The 24,512-nt window shown below is 67.6% G+C and carries 22 protein-coding genes; 7 read left to right on the forward strand and 15 right to left on the reverse strand.

The genetic code is table 11. From position 1 onward, the window contains the following. Positions 1 to 134: 134 nt before the first annotated feature. The 4 genes from BM249_RS14245 to BM249_RS14260 all read right to left on the reverse strand — a co-directional run bounded on the left by BM249_RS14245 (position 135) and on the right by BM249_RS14260 (position 6,489). Positions 135 to 3,344 carry an efflux RND transporter permease subunit gene (locus tag BM249_RS14245; protein ID WP_091972899.1) on the reverse strand — a complete coding sequence of 1,070 codons (3,210 nt, stop codon included), beginning with the start codon at positions 3,342 to 3,344 and terminating at the stop codon, positions 135 to 137. Between the two features lie 171 nt (positions 3,345 to 3,515). Beyond that, positions 3,516 to 4,652, reverse strand: a complete 1,137-nt coding sequence (locus BM249_RS14250) for an efflux RND transporter periplasmic adaptor subunit (RefSeq protein WP_091972902.1) — start codon at positions 4,650 to 4,652, stop codon at positions 3,516 to 3,518. Between the two features lie 127 nt (positions 4,653 to 4,779). Then, a complete protein-coding gene (locus BM249_RS14255) occupies positions 4,780 to 5,103 on the reverse strand; it encodes a rhodanese-like domain-containing protein (protein WP_091972904.1) in 324 nt (107 codons plus the stop codon). Between the two features lie 51 nt (positions 5,104 to 5,154). Further along, complete coding sequence (locus BM249_RS14260) at positions 5,155 to 6,489, reverse strand: glycosyltransferase family 4 protein (protein WP_091972907.1); 1,335 nt, start codon at positions 6,487 to 6,489, stop codon at positions 5,155 to 5,157. A 125-nt stretch (positions 6,490 to 6,614) separates the two neighbouring features. Here BM249_RS14260 and BM249_RS14265 point away from each other — a divergent pair, with 125 nt between their 5' ends. Then, positions 6,615 to 7,484 carry an MBL fold metallo-hydrolase gene (locus BM249_RS14265; protein ID WP_091972909.1) on the forward strand — a complete coding sequence of 290 codons (870 nt, stop codon included), beginning with the start codon at positions 6,615 to 6,617 and terminating at the stop codon, positions 7,482 to 7,484. Between the two features lie 3 nt (positions 7,485 to 7,487). Here the strand turns inward: BM249_RS14265 and BM249_RS14270 are convergent, their stop codons facing one another. Then, entirely contained in the window at positions 7,488 to 8,192 is a 705-nt protein-coding gene (locus BM249_RS14270) for a glutathione binding-like protein (RefSeq protein WP_091972911.1), read from the reverse strand. A 194-nt stretch (positions 8,193 to 8,386) separates the two neighbouring features. On the opposite strand from BM249_RS14270, the gene BM249_RS14275 reads away from it, so the two are divergent. Beyond that, on the forward strand, positions 8,387 to 8,620 hold the full coding sequence (locus tag BM249_RS14275) for a hypothetical protein (RefSeq protein WP_091972913.1): 234 nt from the start codon (positions 8,387 to 8,389) through the stop codon (positions 8,618 to 8,620). 117 nt (positions 8,621 to 8,737) lie between these two features. On the opposite strand, the gene msrA is transcribed toward BM249_RS14275, so the two are convergent. The 4 genes from msrA to BM249_RS14295 all read right to left on the reverse strand — a co-directional run bounded on the left by msrA (position 8,738) and on the right by BM249_RS14295 (position 11,834). Then, complete coding sequence (gene msrA / locus BM249_RS14280; protein WP_091972915.1) at positions 8,738 to 9,286, reverse strand: peptide-methionine (S)-S-oxide reductase MsrA; 549 nt, start codon at positions 9,284 to 9,286, stop codon at positions 8,738 to 8,740. Positions 9,287 to 9,369: 83 nt separating this feature from the next. Then, a complete protein-coding gene (locus BM249_RS14285; protein ID WP_091972917.1) occupies positions 9,370 to 10,077 on the reverse strand; it encodes an RlmE family RNA methyltransferase in 708 nt (235 codons plus the stop codon). Next, a complete protein-coding gene (locus BM249_RS14290; RefSeq protein ID WP_244528758.1) occupies positions 10,074 to 11,183 on the reverse strand; it encodes a Ppx/GppA phosphatase family protein in 1,110 nt (369 codons plus the stop codon). Before BM249_RS14290 ends, BM249_RS14285 begins: the two co-directional genes overlap by 4 nt. A 180-nt stretch (positions 11,184 to 11,363) precedes the next feature. Beyond that, positions 11,364 to 11,834, reverse strand: coding sequence for a response regulator (locus BM249_RS14295; protein WP_091972919.1), 471 nt, complete (start codon positions 11,832 to 11,834; stop codon positions 11,364 to 11,366). A gap of 375 nt (positions 11,835 to 12,209) precedes the next feature. Here BM249_RS14295 and BM249_RS22150 point away from each other — a divergent pair, with 375 nt between their 5' ends. Beyond that, positions 12,210 to 12,959, forward strand: coding sequence for a cold-shock protein (locus BM249_RS22150; RefSeq protein ID WP_091972921.1), 750 nt, complete (start codon positions 12,210 to 12,212; stop codon positions 12,957 to 12,959). Between the two features lie 107 nt (positions 12,960 to 13,066). Beyond that, on the forward strand, positions 13,067 to 13,339 hold the full coding sequence (locus tag BM249_RS14305; protein ID WP_091972923.1) for a hypothetical protein: 273 nt from the start codon (positions 13,067 to 13,069) through the stop codon (positions 13,337 to 13,339). Between the two features lie 110 nt (positions 13,340 to 13,449). On the opposite strand, the gene rpsD is transcribed toward BM249_RS14305, so the two are convergent. Both rpsD and murI read right to left on the reverse strand, forming a co-directional pair. Next, on the reverse strand, positions 13,450 to 14,067 hold the full coding sequence (rpsD, locus tag BM249_RS14310) for a 30S ribosomal protein S4 (RefSeq protein ID WP_091972925.1): 618 nt from the start codon (positions 14,065 to 14,067) through the stop codon (positions 13,450 to 13,452). A gap of 213 nt (positions 14,068 to 14,280) precedes the next feature. Then, a complete protein-coding gene (gene murI / locus BM249_RS14315) occupies positions 14,281 to 15,156 on the reverse strand; it encodes a glutamate racemase (RefSeq protein ID WP_091972928.1) in 876 nt (291 codons plus the stop codon). 185 nt (positions 15,157 to 15,341) lie between these two features. Between murI and egtB the strand changes: the two genes are divergently transcribed. Together egtB and egtD are read left to right on the forward strand one after the other, a co-directional pair. Beyond that, on the forward strand, positions 15,342 to 16,613 hold the full coding sequence (gene egtB / locus BM249_RS14320; protein WP_091972931.1) for an ergothioneine biosynthesis protein EgtB: 1,272 nt from the start codon (positions 15,342 to 15,344) through the stop codon (positions 16,611 to 16,613). Between the two features lie 15 nt (positions 16,614 to 16,628). Beyond that, positions 16,629 to 17,603, forward strand: a complete 975-nt coding sequence (gene egtD, locus BM249_RS14325; RefSeq protein ID WP_091972934.1) for an L-histidine N(alpha)-methyltransferase — start codon at positions 16,629 to 16,631, stop codon at positions 17,601 to 17,603. Positions 17,604 to 17,657: 54 nt separating this feature from the next. Here the strand turns inward: egtD and BM249_RS14330 are convergent, their stop codons facing one another. From BM249_RS14330 to BM249_RS14345, 4 genes are all read right to left on the reverse strand, one after another. Beyond that, positions 17,658 to 17,915, reverse strand: coding sequence for a hypothetical protein (locus BM249_RS14330; RefSeq protein WP_091972937.1), 258 nt, complete (start codon positions 17,913 to 17,915; stop codon positions 17,658 to 17,660). A gap of 289 nt (positions 17,916 to 18,204) precedes the next feature. Beyond that, a complete protein-coding gene (gene clpA / locus BM249_RS14335) occupies positions 18,205 to 20,664 on the reverse strand; it encodes an ATP-dependent Clp protease ATP-binding subunit ClpA (RefSeq protein ID WP_091972939.1) in 2,460 nt (819 codons plus the stop codon). A gap of 25 nt (positions 20,665 to 20,689) precedes the next feature. Then, positions 20,690 to 21,034 (reverse strand): ATP-dependent Clp protease adapter ClpS, encoded by a 345-nt coding sequence (clpS, locus tag BM249_RS14340; RefSeq protein WP_091973037.1) that lies wholly within the window; start codon positions 21,032 to 21,034, stop codon positions 20,690 to 20,692. Positions 21,035 to 21,417: 383 nt separating this feature from the next. Further along, positions 21,418 to 23,073, reverse strand: a complete 1,656-nt coding sequence (locus BM249_RS14345) for an OFA family MFS transporter (protein ID WP_091973040.1) — start codon at positions 23,071 to 23,073, stop codon at positions 21,418 to 21,420. A 446-nt stretch (positions 23,074 to 23,519) separates the two neighbouring features. Between BM249_RS14345 and BM249_RS14350 the strand changes: the two genes are divergently transcribed. Next, positions 23,520 to 24,386 carry an NAD(P)-dependent oxidoreductase gene (locus BM249_RS14350; protein WP_091972942.1) on the forward strand — a complete coding sequence of 289 codons (867 nt, stop codon included), beginning with the start codon at positions 23,520 to 23,522 and terminating at the stop codon, positions 24,384 to 24,386. The last annotated feature ends 126 nt before the right edge of the window (positions 24,387 to 24,512 follow it).

A 24,512-nucleotide genomic window follows, 5' to 3' on the forward strand; every position in this document is an offset into this window, starting at 1 on the left:
TGCGATACGCCGGGCCGGTTGAGCGGTGCGACGCCCCTGCTGGGGTGGAGGCGTCTTAGCTTTCCCCCTTGCCCAGCGCAACCCCTAAGGTGGCTTCGCACACCGGATCTCGGTGGGCGAAGCGGTGGAAATCCTCACGCGTGCGATGGCGTGGCGTGGGGATCGTGCTTATCCGGCGTGGTGCCGTGCGGGTCCTTGCCGCGCTTCTTCGCGATCCAGATCAGCAGTTTGCGGATCACCACGTAGAAGACCGGCGTGAGGAATAGGCCGAACACCGTGGCGCCGATCATGCCGAAGCACACGGCGGTGCCGAGCGCCTGACGCATCTCCGCGCCGGGACCCGTGGCGATCACCAGGGGCACGGTGCCGAGGATGAACGCGAAGGCCGTCATCAGGATCGGGCGCAGGCGCAGGCGGCAGGCCTCGACGGCGGCGGCCACCGGTCCCTTGTGCTCCGTCTCCTCCAGTTGGTGCGCGAACTCCACGATGAGGATGGCGTTCTTGGCTGCGAGACCGACCAGCACGATGAGTCCGATCTGAGTCAGGATGTTGTTGTCCTGCCCCCGGAACTGCACCGCCGAAAGGGCCGCGAGCACGCCGGTGGGCACCACCAGGATGATGGCCAGCGGCAGGGCCCAGGATTCGTACTGGGCGGCCAGCACGAGGAAGACGAGGAGCACGCCGAGGGCAAACACGTACACGGCGGTGTTGCCCGTGGCCTTCTGCTGGAAGGCGATCTCGGTCCAGTCGTAGGAATAGCCCTCCGGCAGGGACTGGGCGATCTTCTCCATCGCGTCGAGGGCCTGACCCGTGGAAATGCCTGGCTTGGCGTCGCCCTGGATCGGCACCGAGTAGAACAGGTTGAAGCGCTGGACGATCTGGGGACCGGTGATCTCGCGGATCGAGGCCAGGGTTCCCATGGGCACCAGGGCGCCCGTGGAGGAGCGGACCTTCAGCTGCTCGATGTCCCGCTTCTCCAGGCGGTAGGGCGCGTCGGCCTGCATCCGGACCTGGTAGATACGGCCGAAGGCGTTGAAGTCGTTGACGTAGGCGCCGCCGAGATTGGCCTGCAGGGTCGAGAACACGCTGGGCAGGGGCACGTTCAGCATCCGCGCCATGGTGCGGTCGATCTCGATGAAGAGCTGCGGCGTGTCGTTGCCGAAGGTGGTGAAGACGCGCTGCACCTCCTTGCTCTGGTTGGCCTGCCCCAGAACCTCGTTGGCGGCCGCCAGCAGGGGGCCGATGGCCGAGCTCTGGCGGCTCTCGATCTGCATCTTGAAGCCGCCGCCATTGCCGAGGCCGCGCACGGGCGGCGGCGGGATGAACAGCACGCGGGCTTCCTGGATGCCGGCGGTGGCCTTGAACACGTCGCCCGTGATGGCGGCGGCGGTACGGCCCGTGGCGGCGCGCTCCTTCGCCCCCTTGAGGGTGAGGAACATCACCGCGCCGTTGGTGGTGTTGGTGAAGGTGGCGCCGTCGAACCCTGAGATGATGACCGCGTTGGCGACGCCGTCGACCTGGCGGGCTAAGTCGGCGGCGTGCCGCACCACCTTGGTGGTCCGCTCCAGGGCCGAGCCCGCCGGCAGCTGGACGACGCCGATGAGATAACCCTGGTCCTGCTGCGGGATGAAGCCCGTCGGCACGGTATTGACGAGGTGCAGGGTGGCGGCGAGGACGCCGCCATAGACGAGGAGCATGGCGAGGAGGCCGATGGTCCGTCCGGTGAGGAACTGGATCACGCGGGCGTAGCCGTTCGACAGGGCGTCGAAGCCGCGGTTGAAGGTGTTGGCGCACCACGCGATGAAGCGCGCCACGAAGAACCGCGGCGGCTTGTGCTCGTGATGCGGCTTGAGGAGCAGCTTGCAGAGCGCCGGCGACAGGGTCAGCGAGTTGAACATCGAGATGATGGTCGACGCCGCGATGGTGAGGGCGAACTGCTTGTAGAACTGCCCCGAGATGCCCGGAATGAAGGCGGTGGGGATGAACACCGCCGACAGCACCAGGGCGATGGCGACCACGGCGCCGCCGACCTCGTCCATGGTCTTGTGCGCGGCGTCGCCGGGGGAGAGCCCCTCGGCCATGTTGCGCTCGACGTTCTCCACCACCACGATGGCGTCGTCGACCACGATGCCGATGGCGAGCACGAGGCCGAACAGCGTCAGGTTGTTCACCGAGAAGCCGAAGGCCGCCATGGCCGCGAAGGTGCCGATGAGCGAGACAGGAATCGCGATCACCGGGATCAGGGCCGTGCGCCAGCTCTGGAGGAACACCAGCACCACGATGACCACGAGGACGACGGCCTCGAACAGGGTCTTGTAGACCTCGTGGACCGATTCCTCGATGAACTCCGTGGGGTTGTAGGCGATCTTGTACTCGACGCCGGGTGGGAAGTTCTTGGCGATGACGTCCATGGTCTGGCGGACCTGGGCCGCCGCCTCAAGGGCGTTGGTCCCTGGCCGCTGGAACACGCCGACGCCCACCGCCGGGGTCGAGTTGAGGAAGGACTGGGTGGTGTAGTCCTTCTGGCCCATCTCCGTACGGGCGATATCCTTGATCCGCACGAGACGTCCGTCGGAGGCCTTGACGATGACCTCGGTGAACTCCTCCGGCGTCTGGAACCGTCCCTGCGACTGGACCACGAGCTGGAAGGCGTTCGAGGCCGGGGCCGGCGGCGCGCCGAGTGCGCCCGACGCCACCTGGACGTTCTGCTCCTGCAGGGCGGTCAGGACGTCCGTGGTCGAGAGGCCGTAGGCCGCGAGCTTGTTCGGGTCGAGCCAGATGCGCAGGGCATACTCGCTGCCGCCGAACACCGTGATGTCGCCGACACCATCGAGGCGTAGCAGCTCGTCGCGGATGCGCAGGTAGATGTAGTTCGAGAGGTAGTTCTGGTCGTAGGTGTTGTCCGGCGACAGCACGTGCACCACGAGCATCAGGTCGGGCGAGGCCTTGCGGACGGTGACGCCGAGGTTGCGCACGTCGGGCGGCAGGCGCGGCTGGGCGACCGAGAGGCGGTTCTGCACCAGCACGTTGGCGATATCGAGGTTGGTGCCGACCTTGAACGTAACGGTGAGCTGCATGTTGCCGTCGTTGGTCGACAACGACGTCATGTAGAGCATGTTGTCGACGCCGTTCACCTCCTGCTCGATGGGTGTGGCGATGGTGGCCGCCACGGTCTCGGCATTGGCGCCCGGATAGGAGGCGCGCACCACCACGGTGGGCGGCACGATCTCGGGATACTGCGAGACCGGAAGGGACTCGTACGACACGTAGCCGAGGATCAGGAAGATGATCGACGTCACGGACGCGAAGATCGGTCGGTCGACGAAGAAGTGGGCAAAACGCATCGGGTGAACCTCTCGCCGCCCCGGGCCGTGCGACCCGGACGGGACCGTCTGTTCGTCAGCGGTCGGACCCTCGGATCGCCGGCGATCCGAGGGTCCGTTCAGTGTCGATGGCGGCCGGCGATCCGCCGGGCGCCGTCTCGGGTCACGACCCGGTGGGCCGGGGGATCCCCGTCAGCTCTTGCTCGGCGGAAGCGTGGTCGATTCGGCCGTGACCTTCGCGCCCGGTCGCACGCGGGACAGGCCGTTGACCACGACATTCTCGTCGCCCTTGAGCCCGCCGCTGATCACCCGGTAACCGTCGACCTTCGGGCCGAGCTTGACCTCGCGGGCCGACACCGTGCCGTCCTCGGCCACGAGGTACACGATGCGCTTGTCCTGATTGGACGCGATGGCATCGTCCGGCAGGAGCACGCCCTGGAAGGGCTTCGTGGCCGGCAGGGAGACGACGCCGAACAGTCCGGGCTTGATGAAGCCGTCCGGGTTCTCGACGGTGGCCCGCAGCAGTACTGTACCGGTGGCGTTGTCGACGCGGTTGTCCACGAAGTCGAGGACGCCCTTGCGGGTCGGCTTCTCGTCGCCCGTGAGGGCGATGAGGATCGGGACGCCCTTGCCCCGCTGGGTCTGGCCCATGCCGATGCCGAGCGTCCCCTGGTACTTCAGGAACGAGCGCTCATCGACGGTGAAGCCGAAATAGATCGGATCGAGGGACACGATGGTCGTCAGCAGGGTTTGATCGGTGATGACGATGTTGCCCTCGGTGACGAGGCGTCGGCTGATGCGGCCGGAAATCGGCGCCTTCACCTCCGTGAAGTCGTAGTTGAGCTGGGCCTGACGCAGCTGCGCGTCGGCGCTGTCGACATCGGCCTGGGCGGTCTGAGACGCCTGCCGGCGCTGGTCCGTCACCTGCTCGGAGATGTTACCGGACTTGCTGAGCGTTTGGGCGCGGTCGAGGTCGGTCTGCGAGAAGTTGAGACGGGCCTTGGCCGAGACCAGGGCGGCCTGCGCCTGATCGAGGGCGGCCTTGTAGGGCCGCCGGTCGATGACGAAGAGCAGATCGCCCTTCTTGACGGATGCGCCGTCCTGAAAGTTTACCTTTTCGAGGTAGCCCGTGACGCGGGCGCGGACATCGACGATCTCCACGGGATCGAAGCGGCCCGTGTACATGTCGGTCTCGACGATCTCGCGCACCACGGGCTTGGCGGTCGTCACCTTCGGCGGTGGCCCGCCGGGCGCCTGCGCGAGGGCTGGCAGCCCCGCCAGAGCGAGGCCGAGGGCCGGAAGAAAGCGAAACAGCAGGCGCCTGCGCATATCGATAATCCCTATGCCCTGCGAGCTAGACGTCCGGTCTCGGTCGTGTCGTGCGCTGACGCACATGGTCGCCCCGAACGCCACGGCACTTGGCAGTGCTATCGCGTGAAAACGGGATGCCGGTGTTCTAGCGCGCGATGGTTTCTCCGGCGGCGTACCAGTCCTTGAATCCGCCGACGTAATGCGCCTCGATGGCGAGGCCGGCCCGCTGCGCCGCCGCCAGGGCATGAAGGGACCGTACCCCGGCGGCACAGGAGAAGACCGGTCGCCGTCCGTCCTCTGACACGAGGGCCGAGAGGGCGGCCGGATCGAAGGCCGAAAGGGGATGCGTGACCGACCCCGGGATATGACCGCTGTCGTATTCGTGCGCCTCGCGCACATCAATGAGCAGGAGCGTGCCGTCGGCCAACCCCGCCTTGATCGCATCCCGGTCCAGATCGACCACCTTCATCGCGTCATCCTCTGCTGTTCGGTTCTGTCTAAACAGGTTTCACAAAGGCGGTCACGGGTTTTGCTTCGAACCCCGTTCAGGTGTCGGCAGGGCCGCGACGCGCTCGCCCAGCACCGCGTCGACGGTCCTGAAATGCGCCGCCCAATCCGGGGGCGCATAGTCGTCGAGGCGCGCCCGGAGATCCGCCCGAAGGGACGAGCCCGGCGCGCTCAGGGCTTCCACGGCCCCGCGCCAGCCGGAACCGTCGAGGGGATCGAGGAGGTGGGCGAAGCCGCCGCCGATCTCACGGTGGACGGCGATGTCGGAGGCGACCACGGGCAGGCCGCAGGCCGCCGCCTCGACCACGGGCAGGCCGTATCCCTCCGCGAAGGACGGCATCAGCAGGGCGGTGGCGCCTTGAAGCAGACGCGCCAGGCCGTGACTGGAGAGGCCGCCGACCTCGACGACGTGGTCCCGCATGGCCGGGCAGCGATCGAGCATGTCGATGATGTTCTCCGCCTCCCAGCCGCGCCGTCCAACGAGGACCAGACGCGGCGTCGCCGGCCCGTGGCGCTGGGTGAGGTCGCGCCAGAGATTGAGCAGGCCGAGATGGTTCTTGCGCGGTTCGATGGTGCCGCAGGTCACGAAGGTCGGGCGGTCCGGCACGAGGTTCGGCTCGGCGGTCGCGCGTCGGAAGACGGGCTCGACGCCGAGCCACGCCACCGTGGTGGGTTTGGCGGCCAAGTTACGCGCCGCGAGGTAGCCCCCGAAATGCGCCGCCACGTCCGACGAGTTCACGAGGACATGGTCCGCATGGGCCGCGATGGTGCCCATGCGGACGGCATGGCGCTCGGCCTCGCCGGGCCGGCCGTATTCGGGATACGCGATGGGGATGAGGTCGTGGACGAAGAAGACCGGACGGATGTCGCGCCGGTCGTAGAGCCAGTCGAACCGCTCCGGGCGGTCGAGACGCAGGTGCGAGGTGTGAAGGTAGACCGTGCCGCGCGGCAGGCGCTCGGGACCGCGCGCGCGGAAGATCGTCAGGCCGGTACGCATTTGCAGGATGCGCCGGGCGCGGACATCCGGACGTCGCAGAGCCGGGGCGGCTCCGGCCCCATCCCGGATCGGTGCCCCGAGGGTGGCGGCGAGGCGGCGATAGACCGGATCGTCCTCGGCCGCGCGATCCTCGATCCAGCCCGCCGCCACCGCTTCGACGATGGCGAGGGCGTGTTCGCGCTCCAGAACCTTCGGGCCGAACGCCGTCGAGACGAGGCCGAAGCGCGCGCCGCTCTGCCCGAGGACATGACGGGCATAGGCGAGATCGACCCGGTCGATGCCGCTCGGGCTGGCATGGCGCAGGCGGGTGATGAGGCGGGTGAGATCGAAGGCGATCGAGGGGACGGGCATGATCCTCCGTTGGTGTTCAGGCATTTGGCCGACTCGAACCGGCCACGCGCCCGCCTATATGGGTCATTGCCTTATGCTCGGCCCGCTCTGCCGACGCCACCTGCAATGCCATCCGAGGAACGCCCGTGTCGCCCGGTTACCTGCCCTTCGCGGGCGCCCTCGCCCTGCCGGCCTATACCTGTGACAATTGCGGGTTCTGGCAACGTCATTTCACCGTGCCGGCCGCCTGCCCCATGTGCCTCGATGCGCGCCACGTGGTGCCGCAGGGCGGGTGGCAATTCTGGACGGAGGCCGAGGCCCAAGCGCGCTTTCCCTGCCATTGGGAAGAGCTGGAGCCGGGGGTCTGGCGGTTCTGGAACGATCCGGTATCCGGCATCGGCCCAAGCGCCTATCTGATCCAGACGCCGCAGGGGAATATGGGCTTCGAGGCGTGCCCGGTCTTCAGCGAGGCGGCGCTCAAGCACATCGCATCTCTTGGCGGAATGCAGGTGCTGTCCTCCTCTCATCCCCACGCCTACGGTGCCCTCGTGCAGCTGCAAGACCGGTTCGATCCGGAACTCTGCTTGCCGGCCGCCGACTTCGTCTGGAGCGCGGCCCTGCAGGTCTCCTGGCCCTACGACGACTTTCTCGAACCGCTGCCCGGGCTGGAGCTTCACCGCACGGCCGGCCATTTCGACGGTCACGCCGTTCTGTTCGACCGGTCGCGAAAAATCCTGTTCTGCGGCGATGCCCTGAAGTTCGAACTCGACCCGGCCGATTTTCGCCGGGCCGTCACCATCTCGGCGCACAAGGCGTTCGTGCGCGGGGTGCCGCTGACCACCGACGAACTGCGCCGCTACCGCGACGTCTTCGCCGCCCTCGACTTCACCCAGACCTGGACGCCGTTCGAGCCGGCGGCGAATTGCGGCCGGGCGGAGGTACTCGCCCTCATCGACGGCATGCTGGCAACGCGCCCGCATGCCGCCCCGGTGCCGCTGGATTCTTTAAAGCGCTGAGCCTCAGCCACGGCCCTTCGCGGTCTGGCCGAACATCACCTTCTTGGCATCCTCGCTCATGGTCTTACCGTGATCGGGGTTGACCTCCGGGGCGCGGGCATAGGCCGCCCGCGTCGCCGGACGCTCGGCGATGGCGGTGAACCACCGTTTCAGGTGGGGGAAGTCGTCCAGGGTCTGGCCCTGCTTCTCGTACGGCACGATCCACGGATAGGCCGCCATGTCGGCGATGGAATACGCCGCGCCAGCGACATACGCCCGATCGGCGAGGCGCCGGTCGAGGACGCCGTAGAGGCGGTTGGTCTCGTTCACGTAGCGCGTGATGGCGTAGGGAATCGTCTCGGGTGCGTATTGTGAAAAGTGGTGGTTCTGGCCGAGCATCGGCCCGAGGCCGCCCATCTGCCAGAACAGCCATTGCAGGACCTCGGCGCGGCCGCGCAGGTCGGGGGCGATGAAGCGTCCGGTCTTCTCGGCGAGGTAGAGCAGAATCGCGCCGGACTCGAACAGGGAGACCGGTTCGCCGCCGCCCTCCGGCGCGTGATCGACGATGGCCGGCATCCGGTTGTTCGGCGCGATGGCGAGAAAGTCCGGCTTGAACTGGTCGCCCGCGCCGATGTTCACCGGCTTGATCGTGTAGGGTAGGCCGGCTTCCTCAAGGAACAGCGTCACCTTGTGACCGTTCGGCGTCGGCCAGTAATACAGGTCGATCATCGGGCAATCCTTGGATGGGGCGCGCGGTCGCGTCGGCGCTGAGGTGGCGCCGGTCCGGCCTCCGGTCAAGCGGGCGCTTCGACGAGCCGGGGTCACGCACAGTGAAAGGCGGGATCGCTCAAATGCAAGATAATCCCGTGCGTTTCGCTTAAGGCGGGCTGTGCTTCCCTCATGCTGACGAGAGGGGGAAGACCATGATCAACGCAGTATCGATCAGCAGCGGCGGAATAGCGCTGGCGATGCAACATTATGCCGAGACCGCGAAGGATGTCGTCACGATCGGCACAAGCTTGCCTTCGCCGACTCAGATCAGCCTGTCCAGCATGGCGCTGGAACTCATTGCCAATAAGAACGACGTGTCCTTGAACGCGGCCGTGCTGCGCTCCTCCCTCGATATGGAAAAGCGCGTCCTCGACATCACCGTCTGATTCGATGTCAGGCAGGATCGATTCCGTCCGCTACGGATTTGGGCTCTCACTCCCGGCAGGGAGGGAGGGCCCGTCTATGTTCGGCGATCCGAGGTGATGATACGGAAACGGTACGACCTATGCCGGTGAGGCCGGCGCGGCCTCCGGCTTGACGGCCTCGGGGGCAACGGACCGGTGGGGCAGCCGCCAGTTCGGACGGACGAAGTGGCAGGTATAGCCGTCCGGAATGCGCTCCAGATAATCCTGGTGTTCAGGCTCGGCCTCCCAGAAATCGCCGACGGGCGCCACCTCGGTGACGACCCGGCCCGGCCACAGGCCCGATGCGTTGACATCCGCGATGGTGTCTTCCGCCACGGCTTTCTGGTCCGCGTTCTCGTAGAAGATCGCCGACCGGTAGCCGGGGCCGCGATCGTTGCCCTGCCGATTGGGCGTCGTCGGATCGTGAATCTGGAAGAAGAACTCCAGCAGGGTCCGGTAGCTCATCACCGCCGGATCGAAGAGGATTTCAATCGCCTCGGCATGGTTGCCGTGGTTGCGGTAGGTGGCGTTCGCCACTTCGCCGCCGGAATAGCCCACGCGCGTCGCGACGACGCCCGGCTGTTTGCGGATGAGATCCTGCATGCCCCAGAAGCAGCCTCCGGCCAGCACGGCGCGTTCGGTCGTCATGCGTCATCTCCCAACGGGGCAGCGGGATGCCGCCTACCCTCAAGATGGGAAACCGGGGTGGGTTTTCCAGCGCCTCGGCCGGATCACTCCGTGTCCGGGGCGGAGCGCGCGCCGCGATAGCCCGTGGCCAGAACGTAGAGTTCGCTCGAATCGGCGCGGCTGGCATTCGGCTTCACGTGGCGCACGGCGGCGAAATCACGCTTGAGATCGGCGAGCAGCGTGCCCTCGGTGCCCCCCTGGAACACCTTGGCGAGGTAGGACCCGCCGGGGGCCAGGATTTCGCGGGCGAACTCGGCCGCCGTTTCGGCCAGACCGATGATGCGCAGGTGGTCGGTCTGCTTGTGGCCGGTGGTGTTGGCGGCCATGTCGGAGAGAACGAGGTCGGCCGGTCCCCCGAGGAGGTCCGTGAGGATCTCGGGCGCCTTCGGATCGAGGAAGTCGAGGGTGATGAATTCGACGCCGGTCATCGGCTCGATCTCCAGGAGATCGATTCCGACGATCCGCCCCGAACCGCCGACGATCTTGGCCGCCACCTGCGACCAGCCACCGGGGGCGGCGCCGAGATCGACGATGCGCTGGCCGGGCTTCAGGAGTTTGAACCGCTCGTCGATCTCGATGAGTTTGAACGCCGCCCGCGAACGGTAGCCCTCGCGCTTGGCCCTGGCCACGTAGGGATCGTTGAGCTGGCGCTCCAGCCAGCGCTTCTGCGAGGCCGTGCGGCCACGTCCGGTTTTGACCCGTTGCTTGAGTTCGCCGCGCAAACCCGCGCCGGCACCACGCCTGTCGCTCACCGGTAACCCCCACGGCGCCAGACGCCGTCCTCACGCATCATGTTCATCAAGAGCCCCTCGCGCAGGCCGCGATCGGCGATGCGCAGGCGGTCGGACGGGAAGGCCCGGCGAATCGCCTCTAGGATGGCGCAGCCCGCCAGGACGAGGTCGGCCCGGTCGCGACCGATGCACGGATTGTCGGCGCGCTGGTCGAGGCGGGTGTCGAGGAGATCGTCGATGGCGCCGCCGACCTCGCCGTCGCTCATCCAGAGGCCGTCCACCCGGCGGCGCTCGTAGCGGGCGAGGCGCAGGTGCATGGCGGCCAGCGTCGTCACGGTGCCGGAGGTCCCGAGCAGGTGGAAGTGCCGGGCATTGGCCGCTGGCGCCGCCCGGATGGCGAAGCGGGACAGCATGTCGGCCACCTCCTCCACCATGCCCTCGAAGGTCAGGCGGGTGACATCGGCGCCGCCGTGGCGCTCGGCGAGGGTCACCACCCCCACGGGCAGGGAATCCCAGGCCCGGATGCGCAGGGTCGGGTCCGTGGACGGATTGGTCGCCGCCCCGTCGAGCCAGGCGATCTCCGTGGAGCCGCCGCCGATGTCGAAGATCACCACCGATTCCGCATACGGGTCGGCCAACGCCGCGCACCCCGTCACGGCGAGGTAGGCCTCCGTCTGGCGGTCGACGATCTCGAGGTCGAGGCCGACCTCGTCGCGCACCCGCTCGACGAAGGCTGCGCCGTTGACGGCGAGGCGGCAGGCTTCCGTGGCGATGATCTTGGCGCGGACGACGCCGCGCGCCTGCATCTTGGCGCGGCACACCCTCAGGGCGTCGATGGTCCGCTCGATGGCCGGCTCACTCAGGCGGTCCGCGTTCCCGAGACCTTCACCGAGGCGCACGATCCGTGAGAACGCATCGATGACCCGGAAGCCGTGGGAGGCTGGTTCGGCGATGAGCAGGCGGCAATTGTTGGTGCCGAGATCGAGGGCCGCGTAGGCATTGCGGCGTGTCGGCCGATGGGTGACACCGGACCCCTCCGAGCGCGGCGTTCCCCCGGGGGGCGCCGTCGGTGTGATCGGCCGGGCCGCAGGGCCGACCGGTATGGTCGCGGTGCTCTCTTCCCGCATCGGCTGTGCCGAATTCCTTGGCGCGTGATCCCAGGCGGAGAGCCGGATCATCATTCATCGACCAAGGTACAGGGCTCGCAGGCAAACTGCAAAGCCCTGATATGCTTGGCCGGATCGCCTGCGCACAGCCGTTGCGGGAGGTCGTGCGGCGGATCAGCTCGGCTTGCCGGCCGGGGCGGATCAGCTCGGCTTGCCGGCCGGGGATGTGCGCGACACTGGCCGCAGCAGGCTCTTCACCTGCGAGAACGGGCGCGGCCGATTGATCACCTCGTCGAGGCGCGTCCACAGGGTCTTCGGCGAGAACGGCTTGGCGATCACCTCGTTGACCCCGAGCGAAATCGCCCGGTCGACGACGTTGCGGCGCGGCTGCCCGAGCATGAGGATGATCGGCACCGTGGGGGAGGGCGAGGTGCTCGGGGTGCGGGCGAGGCGGATGAACTCTTCCCCCGAGATGATCGCCAGGTCCCAATCGATGATCGTGAGGTCCGGTTTGCTCTCGGCCAGCGCGCCGAGGGCCTCGGCCCCGTCGGGGGCTTCGAGGACGCGTTTGATGCCGACGCGCATGAGCATGTCGCGCACGATGCGGCGGATATACAGGCTCTCGTCCACCACCAGGGCGGAAAGGTCCGGGAAGGTCGGTGTGGCGATCATGATGGCGGCATTCGACTCCGGTCCGCTCCTCCGAACGGTCCCGTATGATCTTGAGGCAACGTCCTTTTCGTTTTCCTAACGACCAAATCCCGGGCGCGAATTTCGCGTTTTCCGAACCAGGACGGAAGGGAGTCTTTCCGAACTCTTCACCGGGACCCGGAGGCGGGCACCGCATTTTGCCGCACGAAAATGACGGAACCCCTACGCCGCAGGGGAAATGCACCTTGCGAGAAAGGCGCATTTCGGTCAGGACTAAGGCGTTATTCTTGGTCACCGCTGCCGGGGGTAATGATAGTGCGGAGCGTGGGCTGTCTGGGATGGCGCGCACGCGGTATTCAGAAATGATGGTCGGCGGACGGTTTTTGCGAGCTTTCTATGGGACGTGGTCGTGATTTCAGGGGGCCGCAGAAGCGCGGCTTCGATGAGGGTGGAGCCGAGCCGCGTTGGCCCGATCAAGCTCCGCCGAGCGGCGGTGGCTACGGCGGCGGTTTCGGCGGTGGCGGTTACGACCGCGGCCCGTCGCGGGCGGCGGCAGCCCCCTCGGGACCGGAGCGTGACGCGACGGTCAAGTGGTTCAACAAGGAGAAGGGCTTCGGTTTCGTCGAGCTGGCCGACGGCTCGGGCGATGCCTTCCTCCACATCCGCGCCGTCGAAGCCGCTGGCCATGCCGACCTCCTCCCCGGCACGCGCCTGACGGTCCATACGGCCCAGGGCCAGAAGGGTCCGCAGGTGACGGATGTCACCAGCGTGGACACCTCCACGGCCGAAGCCGCCCCCATGCGCGATTCCCGTCCGCCCCGCTCCGGCGGCTTCGGCGGTGATCGCTTCGGTGGCGACCGTGGCGGCTACGGCGGCGGTGACCGCTACGGCAGCAGCGACCGCGGCGGCGGCGGACGTTTCGCCAGCGGCCCCTCGACCGAGATGAGCGGCACCGTGAAGTGGTACGACCCGGCCAAGGGCTTCGGCTTCGTCTCCGTCAACGACGGTGGCAAGGACGTGTTCGTGCACCGCTCCGCCCTGTCGCGCGCCGGCCTCGACTCCCTGGCCGAAGGCCAGCAGGTCGTTCTCGGCGTCGTCGAGGGTCAGAAGGGCCGCGAGGCCCAGAGCGTCCACGTCGACGATTGATCGACCCCCGGTGGCCGCTTTGCGGCCATCTTTTCGAGACGTCAGTGAGCGGCGGCCCCTTCGGGTCGCCGTTTCGCGTTTTGGCATCGCCTTGTTCGGAGTGACGGATGCGGACCTTTTTGCTCGCCGCGCTGGGCCTCGTCGTGACCACGATTCCACCTGCGGCGGAGGATTTCACGGGCTTCTATGCCGGGGTGAACGCGGGCTATGCCTTCGAAAGGGGCGATGGGTCCGAGCGCGGTCCCGGGCCGACCGGGCTCGGCGGCGTCGGCTCATCCGAAGCCGGGCCCAATGCCCTGCCGCCGAGTGCGCAGGACGCCTCGCGCGCCCTTCAGGCCCGTAACCGGTCCTCGGGCGGCGGGACGGGCTTTCCCCGCTGAGGGCGGGACGCCGTGACTCACGCCCCCATCTCCTATCGGTCGATCGGCCAACGAAAAAGGGCCGCCCCTCGGGGCGGCCCTTCTCGCATTCGGCTGCGATCCGGTCGGGATCAGCGCGAATAGAACTCGATGACGAGGTTCGGTTCCATCTGGACGGGGTAGGGGACCTCGCCGAGGTTCGGGATGCGGGTGACGCGGGCGGTCATCTTGGCGTGATCCACCTCGATGTAGTCCGGCACGTCGCGCTCGGGAAGCTGCGAGGCCACCACGACGATCTCGAGCTGCTTCGAGGCTTCCTTGACCTCGATGACGTCGCCGGTCTTCACGAGGTAGCTGGCGATGTTCACCCGCTGGCCGTTGACCTTGACGTGACCGTGGTTGACGAACTGGCGCGCGGCGAACGGGGTCGGCACGAACTTGGCGCGGTAGACCACGGCGTCGAGGCGGCGCTCGAGCAGGCCGATCAGGTTCTCGCCCGAATCGCCACGGAGGCGGATGGCCTCGGCGTAGTAGCGGCGGAACTGCTTCTCGGTGATGTTGGCGTAGTAGCCCTTGAGCTTCTGCTTGGCGCGCAGCTGCGTGCCGAAGTCGGACATCTTGCCCTTGCGGCGCTGGCCGTGCTGGCCGGGGCCGTACTCGCGGCGATTGACGGGGCTCTTCGGGCGGCCCCAGATGTTCTGGCCCATGCGGCGATCGAGCTTGTGCTTCGCCTGAATACGTTTGGACATCGCGGTTCCTCTCGCAATGGAGATCTATCGAGGAACGCGCCCTCCTCTTTCCGGACCGGCCCGATGGCCTGCCCCGGAACGACAGAGCGGCCGAAGCCGACTCACGGGTGCGCTGGAAAATGCGACGGGGCCCCTCATCGGAGCCCCGTTGCAGGCGGTTCGTTAGAGCGGATCGGCGCCGGCGTCAATGCCGAGCCGGCTCGAAAGCGCCGCCTATTGCAGACCGAGCGGCATCGGCTCGACGGCGACGGTCCGGATGCCGCGCGCCGTCAGGGAGCGCCGCAGCGGTTCGGTCAGGCCGGCTCCCCCCGTGAAGGCGCCGAGCACGGGGCCCGCGTCGGGGGCGTCCCGGTCCGCCGACCCGAGGAGCTGGATCACCCGGCGGGCGATGGCGGGGGCCGGATCGATCCAGGTGACGGGCCACGGTGCCAGGGCCTGGAAGCGGGCGAGGAGGAGCGGATAATGGGTGCAGGAGAGGCAGACCACGTCGGTGCGGCGGCCATCGGCCTTCGTGACGAAGCAGGGCGCGATCTCGGCGGCCAGCGCAGCATCGTCGATGGCCGCGCCGGCGAGTTCCGCTTCGGCGAAGCCCGCGAGGTTCGGGGCGCCCACGAGGGTCACGTCACAGGTGCCGGCATAGGTCTCGATGAGTTCGTGGGTATAGGCCCGCGCCACCGTGCCGGGCGTCGCCAGCAGGGTGACGACCCGCGAGCGCGTCGCCGCCGCCGCCGGTTTGATCGGCGGCACCACGCCGACGAACGGGGTGACGAAGCGTTGGCGCAGGGCCGGCAGCACCAGGGTCGAGGCGGTGTTGCAGGCCACCACCACGAGGTCGGGCGCATGCAGCGCGAGGAGACGCTCCATCACCGTGAGCACGCGCTCGATCAGGACCGATTCGCTGAGGCGCCCGTACGGGAAGGCCGCGTCGTCGGCGGCGTAGACGAACGCCGCGTCGGGCCGCGCGCGGCGAACCTGCTCCAGGACCGTGAGGCCGCCGAGCCCGGAATCGAACACCAGGATGGTGGGCATCGGCGCCACCTTCCGGGCCACGGCACCCGTGGTCGCTCCTGCCATGAGATCGATCCGCATCCGAGAAACCGGTCCGATTGTCGCGCTACGAAGGCAAAATGTCGGTCCGCATCGGTTAAGAGGATGTCACCGTGGCCGGAAAAAGGCGTTCGATCCCCGGCCGCGACGAACGGCCCAGCTTGCCCTCCGTTGTCGAATGGCGGCCCGGCCTTATCTCCCTTGCTTGACGAGAGGGAGTGGCCGCCATGGCAGCGACGGCAGCGTTGCGCGAGATACGTGACGAGGCGAAGGACAGGCCGGTTTTTCCGCCCCCGTCCCTGACGGCGCGTCCCATCGACCGGGCCGCCTGGATCGCCGCCTTCCATCATGTCCGGGACGAGACCGAACGTCGCGCTGCGCCCCTATCGCCGGAGGACCAGCAGGTCCAATCCATGGCGGATGCCAGCCCGACGAAATGGCACCGCGCCCACACCACGTGGTTCTTCGAGCAGTTTCTTCTGCGGGATCACATGCCGGGCTACGTCCTCTACGACGAGCGGCTGCACTACCTGTTCAATTCCTATTACGTTGCCGCCGGCCCGCGTCAGCCGCGTATCCTGCGCGGCCTCATCACCCGGCCGACGACCGCCGAGGTCGCGGCGTATCGGACCCATGTCGACCGCGCCGTGGGGGCGCTCCTCGCCGAGGCCGCGACGGAGGCCCTCGCGACGCTGCTGCCGATCCTCGAAATCGGCCTCTATCACGAGCAGCAGCATCAGGAATTGCTGGTCACCGACATCCTGCACGCCTTCGCGCAAAATCCCCTCGGCCCCGCCTACGACGAAGCCTGGCGTTTTCCGCGGCCGCAGGGCACGCCCGGTTCCGTTCCGCTTCCGAGCGGCGTTACCCAGATCGGGCATGCGGGGGAGGGGTTCTCGTTCGACAACGAATCGCCCCGGCACGACGCTCTGATCCAGGGCGGCGCCATTGATCGCAGTCTCGTGACGAATGCCGATTGGCTCGCCTTCATGGCGGATGGGGGCTACGCCCGGCCCGAACTCTGGCTCTCCGACGGATGGCTCGCCGTCCAGGCGGAAGGGTGGGATGCCCCGGGTTATTGGCGGCACGGGGAGGACGGCTGGGCCAGCATGACGCTCGCCGGAATCCGGCCCATCGATCCGTCCCTGCCCGTGACCCATGTGAGCTACTACGAGGCCGATGCCTATGCGCGCTGGGCCGGGCGCGACCTGCCGACGGAGTTCGAGTGGGAGGTCGCGGCCCGCGACGGGCACCTGCCCGACGCTTTCGGCCTCGTCTGGCAATGGACCCGCAGCGCCTACACCGCCTATCCGGGCTACCGACCCGTCGACGGGGCCCTCGGCGAGTACAATGGCAAGTTCATGTCGAACCAGTTCGTCCTGCGCGGCTCCTCCGTGGCGACGCCCGGGGGCCATGCCCGGACCGGTTACCGCAATTTCTTCTATCCGCACCAGCGCTGGCAGTTCACGGGCCTGCGCCTGTCCGACGCCCGCGCCTGACTGAGAGTTCGCGCGTTGACCATCAATCCCGTCTTCACCAACGCCAAGCCCCTGGCGGCGCCCGATGCCCGACGCCAGTTCGAGGCGGATGTCGTCGCGGGCCTGTCGGCCCCGCGCAAGTTCCTCTCGGCGAAATACTTCTACGATGCGGCCGGGTCGGATCTGTTCGAGGCCATCACCCGGCAGCCTGAATATTATCCTACTCGCACGGAACTCGATATCCTCGACGCGAAGGGCGCCGAGATCGCCGCCCTGCTGCCGGAGCGCGCCAGTCTCGTCGAGTTCGGCAGCGGTTCCACCGTGAAGGTGCGGCGGCTCCTCGTTCACCGGCCCGACCTCGGGGCCTATGTCCCGGTGGACGTCTCGGAGACGTTCCTGCGCAGCGAGGCGCAGGCCCTCGCGGTCGATTTCCCGAACCTCGCCATCGCGCCCGTGGCGGCCGACTTCACCCGGGCCTTCACCCTGCCAGAGGGCCTGTCACGGCAGGGCGTCGCGGGCTTCTTTCCGGGCTCGACCATCGGGAATTTCGAACCGCCCCAGGCGACCCACCTCCTGGCCCATTTCGGCCGAGTGCTGGGTCGCGACGCCATTCTCGTGGTCGGCGTCGATCTGGTGAAGGACAAGGCCGTTCTGGATGCCGCCTACGACGATGCCGCCGGGGTCACCGCGGCGTTCAACCGCAATCTGCTGGTTCGGATCCAGCGCGAACTCGGCGCGATTCTCGACGTCGACGGCTTCGATCACCGGGCCTTCTTCGATCCGGCCGAGTCGCGAATCGAGATGCATCTGGTGAGCCGGGCAGCGCAGACGATCCGCCTCGGCGCGCACGTCTTCACCTTCGCCGAAGGCGAGACGATCCACACGGAAAACAGCTACAAATACACCCGCGAGGGCTTCCGGACCTTGGCGGACGCCGCCGGGTGGACTCCCTGCGCCGTCTGGACGGATCCTGACGACCTGTTCTCGGTCCACGCCCTACGGCGGTTGTGAGCCGTCGCCAACGACGGATACAACGGCCCCCGGATTAGGCTTTGAGATGATGGATCAGCTGCGCTTTTCCATCATCGCCTTGACCTGCATCAGCTGATCCCAGACGAGGCCGGGCGACGTGCCGAGGGCCTCGAAGGTGGCGTTGATGCCCCAATACAGTCCCACCACGATCAGCGGGACGAGGATCCAGCCCAGGATTTCCTCCCCGCGATGCCGCCGCCGCCGCCGGAGACGCCGGGCCTCACGGCGTGTCGGGGCCGGAACGGCGTGGTGTTGCACGGGCGTCAGGGGGCCTTCATGCAGCTCTGTCATCCGGATGCCCCCTCATTCCGCCTCGGACGAACCGCCAACGGCGCTTGTTCGACCGACCGATGTCTGAAGGAGGGCTTGGTAACCATCACGGACTCGGATGTCGACCGGGCGAACGACCGCATCGACCGCCGCTCGATCCGGGACCGGTTCGTGAAACCGATCCCGGCTGATCGTCGGAGCCTTCATCTGTACTCCGATCCAGTCCCTCGGAAAGGCGGAGTACGACTTTGTTCAGGCGCCGCGCGGGCTTTCTGGACCGACCGCCCGCTCGCGTCGAGCGGGCGCCGTATCAGGCCTTGACCAACGGCACCTTCGGCACGGTGCGGACGCTGCCCGAACCGCCATTGCCCGATCCATCGTCCTTCTTGCGCGGCGACACCTTGGCGCGTGTGCGCTTGTGCTTCTTCACCGCGTTGGTGACGTCCTTCTCGGGCTTCGGTGTCACGGGGCCTGCCGGAAACTCGAAACCGAGGGCCTGTTTCTCGTCCTCGCCCGGGGGCTTCACGATCACCCGCACGGCCCCGCCATCCTTGAGGCGCCCGAACAGCACCTCGTCCGCCAGCGGCGTCTTGATGGTGGACTGGATCAGGCGGGCCATGGGGCGGGCGCCCATGGCATCGTCGTAGCCGTGTTCCACCAGCCACTCGCGGGCCTCGTCGGACAGCTCGATGGTGACGTTGCGGTCGCCGAGCTGGGCTTCGAGTTGAAGGACGAACTTGTCCACCACCTTGGCCACCACCTCCTTCGGCAGGTGACCGAACGAGATGATCGCATCGAGGCGGTTGCGGAATTCCGGCGCGAACAGCTTGTTGATCGCCTCCACGTCGTCCCCGACCCGCTTCGACTGGGTGAAGCCGTAGGCCGACTTCGCCAGATCCGAAGCGCCCGCATTCGTGGTCATGATGATGATCACGTTGCGGAAATCGACCTGCTTTCCGTTGTGGTCGGTGAGCTTGCCGTGATCCATCACCTGCAACAGGATGTTGAACAGGTCCGGATGGGCCTTCTCGATCTCGTCCAGCAGCAGCACGCAATGCGGATGCTGGTCGATGCCGTCGGTGAGCAACCCGCCCTGGTCGAAGCCGACATAGCCGGGGGGCGCGCCGATGAGGCGGCTCACCGTGTGGCGCTCCATGTATTCCGACATGTCGAACCGCAGCATCTCGACGCCGAGGGAGGCCGCGAGTTGCTTGGCCGCCTCGGTCTTGCCGACGCCCGTGGGGCCGGCGAAGAGGTACGAGCCGATGGGCTTGTCGGGGTCCCGCAGACCGGCCCGGGCGAGCTTGATCGCTGAGGTCAGGGCCTCGATGGCATTGGGCTGGCCGTATACGACCCGCTTGAGGCTGTCGGTGAGATTCTTCAGCACCACCGCGTCGTCCTTCGACACGGTTTTCGGCGGGATCCGCGCCATGGTGGCGATGGTGGCCTCGATCTCCTTGACGCCGATGGTGCGCTTGCGGCGCGCCTCCGGAACCAGCATCTGCGAGGCGCCGGTCTCGTCGATGACGTCGATGGCCTTGTCGGGCAGCTTCCGGTCGTTGATGTAGCGCGCGGAGAGTTCCACCGCCGCCTGCACCGCCTCGGTGGTATATTTGAGCTTGTGGAACTCTTCGAAGTACGGCTTCAGGCCCTTCACGATCTCGATGGCGTCCGGGATCGACGGTTCGTTGACGTCGATCTTCTGGAACCGGCGCACGAGGGCGCGATCCTTCTCGAAGTACTGGCGGTACTCCTTGTAGGTGGTCGAGCCGATGCAGCGGAGCGAGCCGTTGGCCAGCGCCGGCTTCAGGAGGTTCGAGGCGTCCATGGCCCCGCCCGAGGTCGCGCCGGCGCCGATGACCGTGTGGATCTCGTCGATGAACAGCACCGCGTTCGGATGCGCCTCGATCTCCTTCATCACCTGCTTGAGGCGTTCTTCGAAATCGCCGCGATAGCGGGTGCCGGCGAGCAGCGTACCCATGTCGAGGGAGAACACCGTGGCGTCGACGAGAACTTCCGGCACCTCTTTCTCGATGATCTTGCGGGCCAGACCCTCCGCGATGGCGGTCTTGCCGACGCCCGGATCGCCCACCAGCAAGGGGTTGTTCTTCTGCCGGCGGCACAGGATCTGGATCGTGCGCTGCACCTCGGTCTCGCGGCCGATGAGCGGATCGATCCGGCCGTCGCGGGCCTTCTTGTTGAGGTTGATGCAGTAGGCTTCGAGGGCGTCGCCCTTCTTCTTCGGCCGCGCCTCGTCGCCGTCACCGCTCGGACGCTCGGCGGCGGATTCCTCATCGGCGCCGCGCACGGGCTTCGGCTCCGATGCACCCGGCCGTTTGGCGATGCCGTGGCTGATGTAGTTGACCGCGTCGTAGCGGGTCATGTCCTGCTCTTGCAGGAAGTAGGCGGCGTGGCTCTCGCGCTCGGCGAAGATCGCCACCAGCACGTTGGCGCCCGTCACCTCCTCGCGGCCCGAGGACTGCACATGGATCACCGCGCGCTGGATCACGCGCTGGAAGCCCGCCGTGGGCTTGGCGTCCTGCCGTCCGTCCCCGATGAGATTCGCGAGCTCGGTGTCGACGTACTCGACGAGGCTGCGCTTGAGGGTGTCGACCTCGACGTTGCAGGCCCGCATGACCGCCGCGGCGTCCTGATCGTCTACCAGGGCGAGGAGAAGATGCTCCAGCGTCGCGTATTCGTGCCGCCGCTCGCCGGCGAGCGCCAGGGCGCGGTGGAGAGCTTGTTCTAGGCTGCGAGAGAAGCTGGGCAAAGCGTGGCCTCTGAGTGGGGGTGGCCTATTTCTTTTCCATGACGCACTGGAGAGGATGTTGGTGTTTGCGCGCGAAGTCCATCACCTGCGTCACCTTGGTCTCCGCGACCTCGTAGGTAAAGATTCCGCACTCACCGACACCGTTCTGATGAACGTGCATCATGATCTGGTAGGCGTCTTCCTGAGACTTGTTGAAGAACTTCTCGACGACGTGGACGACGAATTCCATCGGCGTGTAGTCGTCGTTGAGAAGCAGCACGCGATACAGGCTAGGGCGCTTGGTCTTGGGTTTGGTCCGGGTGATGATCGCCGTACCGGAGCGACCGTCGTCGCCGTCGGTCGGGCCTCCGGGATTCGCGGCCGCGCGGATGGGCGGCTGGGGAACGCCGCTCCCTGAATTCCGCCCGAGGGACGGTGCGGCTCTGCCCTGCATCAGGACGTCGGACATCTGAATCGTATCGACCCCATGAGCCGGCTCGGCATGGCGCGCGGGGCTAGTCCCGCGCGTCGTTCCGAACCGTCTCAGGCAATCTATAGCCCCGTCGGCGACTTCGCCAGTCGGCTGCGCTCACTTGTCCGTTCGACGAAAGAGGTGAGCGGTTTGACCCCCCGTTCGCCGGGGCGCGGCCTTCGAGTCATGGCGGAGCGCCGCCCCCGTGCTCCGGTCGATCCGTGCGCCCCGGCTGCAAAATTCTTCGCTGCCGCCACCCGCCGAAGGACGAGTCCCCCGGCGGGTGTCGTGGGAGAGTCGGCTCAGCCGAACAGGATCAGCGCCTTCGCCAGGGTGGTCCAGATGCCCCAGGCGATGGGCAGGCCGACGGCCACCCAGGCGAGGAGCGCGACGGGGGTGAGGCCGCCGCGACCGATGCCACCGTCGCCGGCCCGGCTCGAGGCCGCCACCCCGCCCTTCGAGACGGCGGCGAGGTCCGCGTCGGTCATGAACCAGCGCGCCGCGAGGGGGCGAACCAGCAGGTTGGCGACGAAGCCCGCCGCCAGGAAGCCCGCGAGGATGTACAGGGTCCGGGTGTAGAGTTCGGCGCCCTGGATGCCCGCGTCGATCTGTGTCTGCCGGATCGCCGTCACCACCAGGGGACCGACCACGCCCGCCGTCGACCAAGCGGTGAGGAGCCGACCGTGAATGGCGCCGACGAACTGGGTGCCGAACACATCGGCGAGATAGGCCGGGATCGTCGCGAAGCCGCCGCCATACATCGACAGGATCACGCAGAAGAACGTCACGAACAGGGCCTTCGAGCCGATGCCGGCGGCCCAGGGCGCCGCCGCGTAGAGCACGCAGCCCAGGGCGAAGAACGTCGCGTAGGTGACCTTGCGGCCGATGCGGTCCGACATCGAGGCCCAGAAGAACCGGCCGAGGATGTTGAACAGGGACAGGAGCCCCACGAAGCCCGCCGCCACGGCGGCGATCTGGGTCTTCTGCCCGGCGTCCAACTGCCCGAAGGCGACGCCCGGCTGGCCGATGAGGGCGCCGCCGAAGATCTCCTGCAGCATCGGCGAGGCCAGCGCCAGGACGCCGATGCCGGCCGAGACGTTGAGGCAGAGGACGGCCCAGAGCAGCCAGAATTGCGGCGTCTTGTGCGCGTTGTCGAGGTGGACGTGGCCGGAGGTGATCATCGCGCTCTTCGAGGCGGGCGGAGTCCAGCCCGCCGGTTGCCATCCCGCCGGCGGAACTCGGTACCCGAAGGCGCCGCAAGCCATGGCCAGGATGTAGAGGCCGCCCATCACCGCGAGGGTCTGCCAGACGCCGGCGGAATCCGGGGTCTTGAAGGTGTTGATGAGCAGGGTCGCCAGGGGCGAGCCGATCATGGCGCCGCCGCCGAAGCCCATGATGGCCATGCCGGTGGCCATGCCGCGCCGGTCGGGGAACCACTTCACCAGGGTGGAGACCGGCGAGATGTAGCCGAGCCCGAGGCCGATGCCGCCAATGAGGCCCATGCCGAGCCAGATCAGCCAAAGCTGGTGCAGGTAGACCCCGGCCGAACCGATGAGGAAGCCGCCGCCCCAGCACAGGGCCGCCGCGAGGCCCGCCTTGCGCGGGCCGGCCCGCTCCAACCAACCGCCGAACACCGCCGCCGAGAGGCCGAGCATGACGATGCCGATGGAGAACACGATGACGAGGTCGCTGACGCGCCAGTCGCAGGTGGTGGTGAACAGCGCCGTCATGACGCTCATGTCCGGGCAGGCGGCCGGGGCCGGCTGGCCGACGCTGATCGCCCGCGACAGGGGCAACCAGAACACCGACAGCCCGTAGGACATGCCGATACAGAGATGGATAGCCAGCGCCGCCGGCGGCACGAGCCACCGGTTGAACCCGGCCTTGGCGACGATCCGCTCACGGGACAGCCAGTTGGGGGTGCCGGCACCCGTAAAGGGTGCCGCACCGGCGCGCATGGTCATTCAAACCTCCCCAGGATCGATCAATGTTTTTTCGGGATTAAAACACGTCGCCAAACGTAGCGCTATCCGCGACGCGGCCTGATGTGGATGGGGCGAAGCGGTCGGATGGAGGCCGTCCGCATGGGCCATGGGTCTCCGGGTGGCACCGCGCACGCTTCCGCCGAAACGGCCATAGACGATGTTTCGGCGTGTCGCATCGCCAAATAAGACATATATCGCCGATTTTAACGTCCCCTTCAGACAGTCGCACCGGCTTCCAGGGATTCTCGGCAAGATGCCCCGGGGCAAGTCGCCGCCGCCAAGGAGGAAGCTTCAGGCTCGGCGGACACCGATCTCCGGTGGCGTGACTCCCTTTCGGCCCGGCCGGCGCCATCTCTGGTCATGGAGTGCCGCGGGTCCCGCTGGCTGGACCGCAGGCGGATGTGCACACGGAGACGGACATGAAGGTCGGATTCATCGGGCTCGGGCAGATGGGCCACGCCATGGCGGCGAACCTGCTCAAGGCCGGTCACGAACTCACCGTGTGGAACCGCTCGGCCGACAAGGCCGGCGACCTCGTGGCGGCGGGCGCCCGGCTGGCCGCGAGCCCGGCCGAGGCGGCCGAGGACGACGTCGTGATGACCATGCTCGCGGACGATGCCGCCGTGGAGGCCGTGGTCTACGGCGAGAACGGCATCCTCGGCGCGCCGGCCCTGCACGTCTCGCACAGCACCATCGGGGTGCCCCTGGTAGAGCGGCTGACGCGGGACCATGCCGCCCGATCCGGGTTCGTGGCGGCCCCCGTCTTCGGCCGCCCCCCCGCCGCGCAGGCGGGCAAGCTGTTCGTGGTGGCCGCCGGGGCGGACGAAGCCGTCGAACGCTGCGCGCCCCTGTTCGAGGCCGTCGGCCAGCGCACCTTCCAGGTCGGGACAACGCCCTCGGCCGCGAGCGTGGTGAAGCTCGGCGGCAACTTCATGATCATGGCCGCCGTCGAGGCGATGGCCGAGGCCATGACCCTGGCGGAAGCCGGGGGCGTCGAGCGCCGCGCCATGCTGGAGGTGCTCACCGGCACGATCTTCAACGCGCCGGTCTACAGCCTCTACGGCGAACTCCTGGTCGAGGACCGGTTCCGCCCCGCCGGTTTCGCGGCGCCCTTGGGGCTGAAGGACATGAACCTCGCCGATGCGGCGGCCACGGCCGCCCGCGTGTCGATGCCGGTGCTGGGTGTCGTGCGCGATCAGCTGCGCGCAGCAATCGCCAACCACGGCCCGGACGTCGATTGGGCCGGCATCGCCCTGTCCGTGCGGCAGGCCGCCGGCCGGACCTGAGCCCGGCTCCGGACACAGGCCCTGGCCGCCTGAGTGTCTCTCACAAAACTCCCGCTGCACCGTCGTCTTGAGAGCGAGAAGCGTCCAGGGACGGGAGTTTTGTGAGGCACTCTTAAGCAGGCTTCG

It is taken from the genome of Methylobacterium gossipiicola (assembly GCF_900113485.1).
GTDB classification, from domain to species: domain Bacteria; phylum Pseudomonadota; class Alphaproteobacteria; order Rhizobiales; family Beijerinckiaceae; genus Methylobacterium; species Methylobacterium gossipiicola.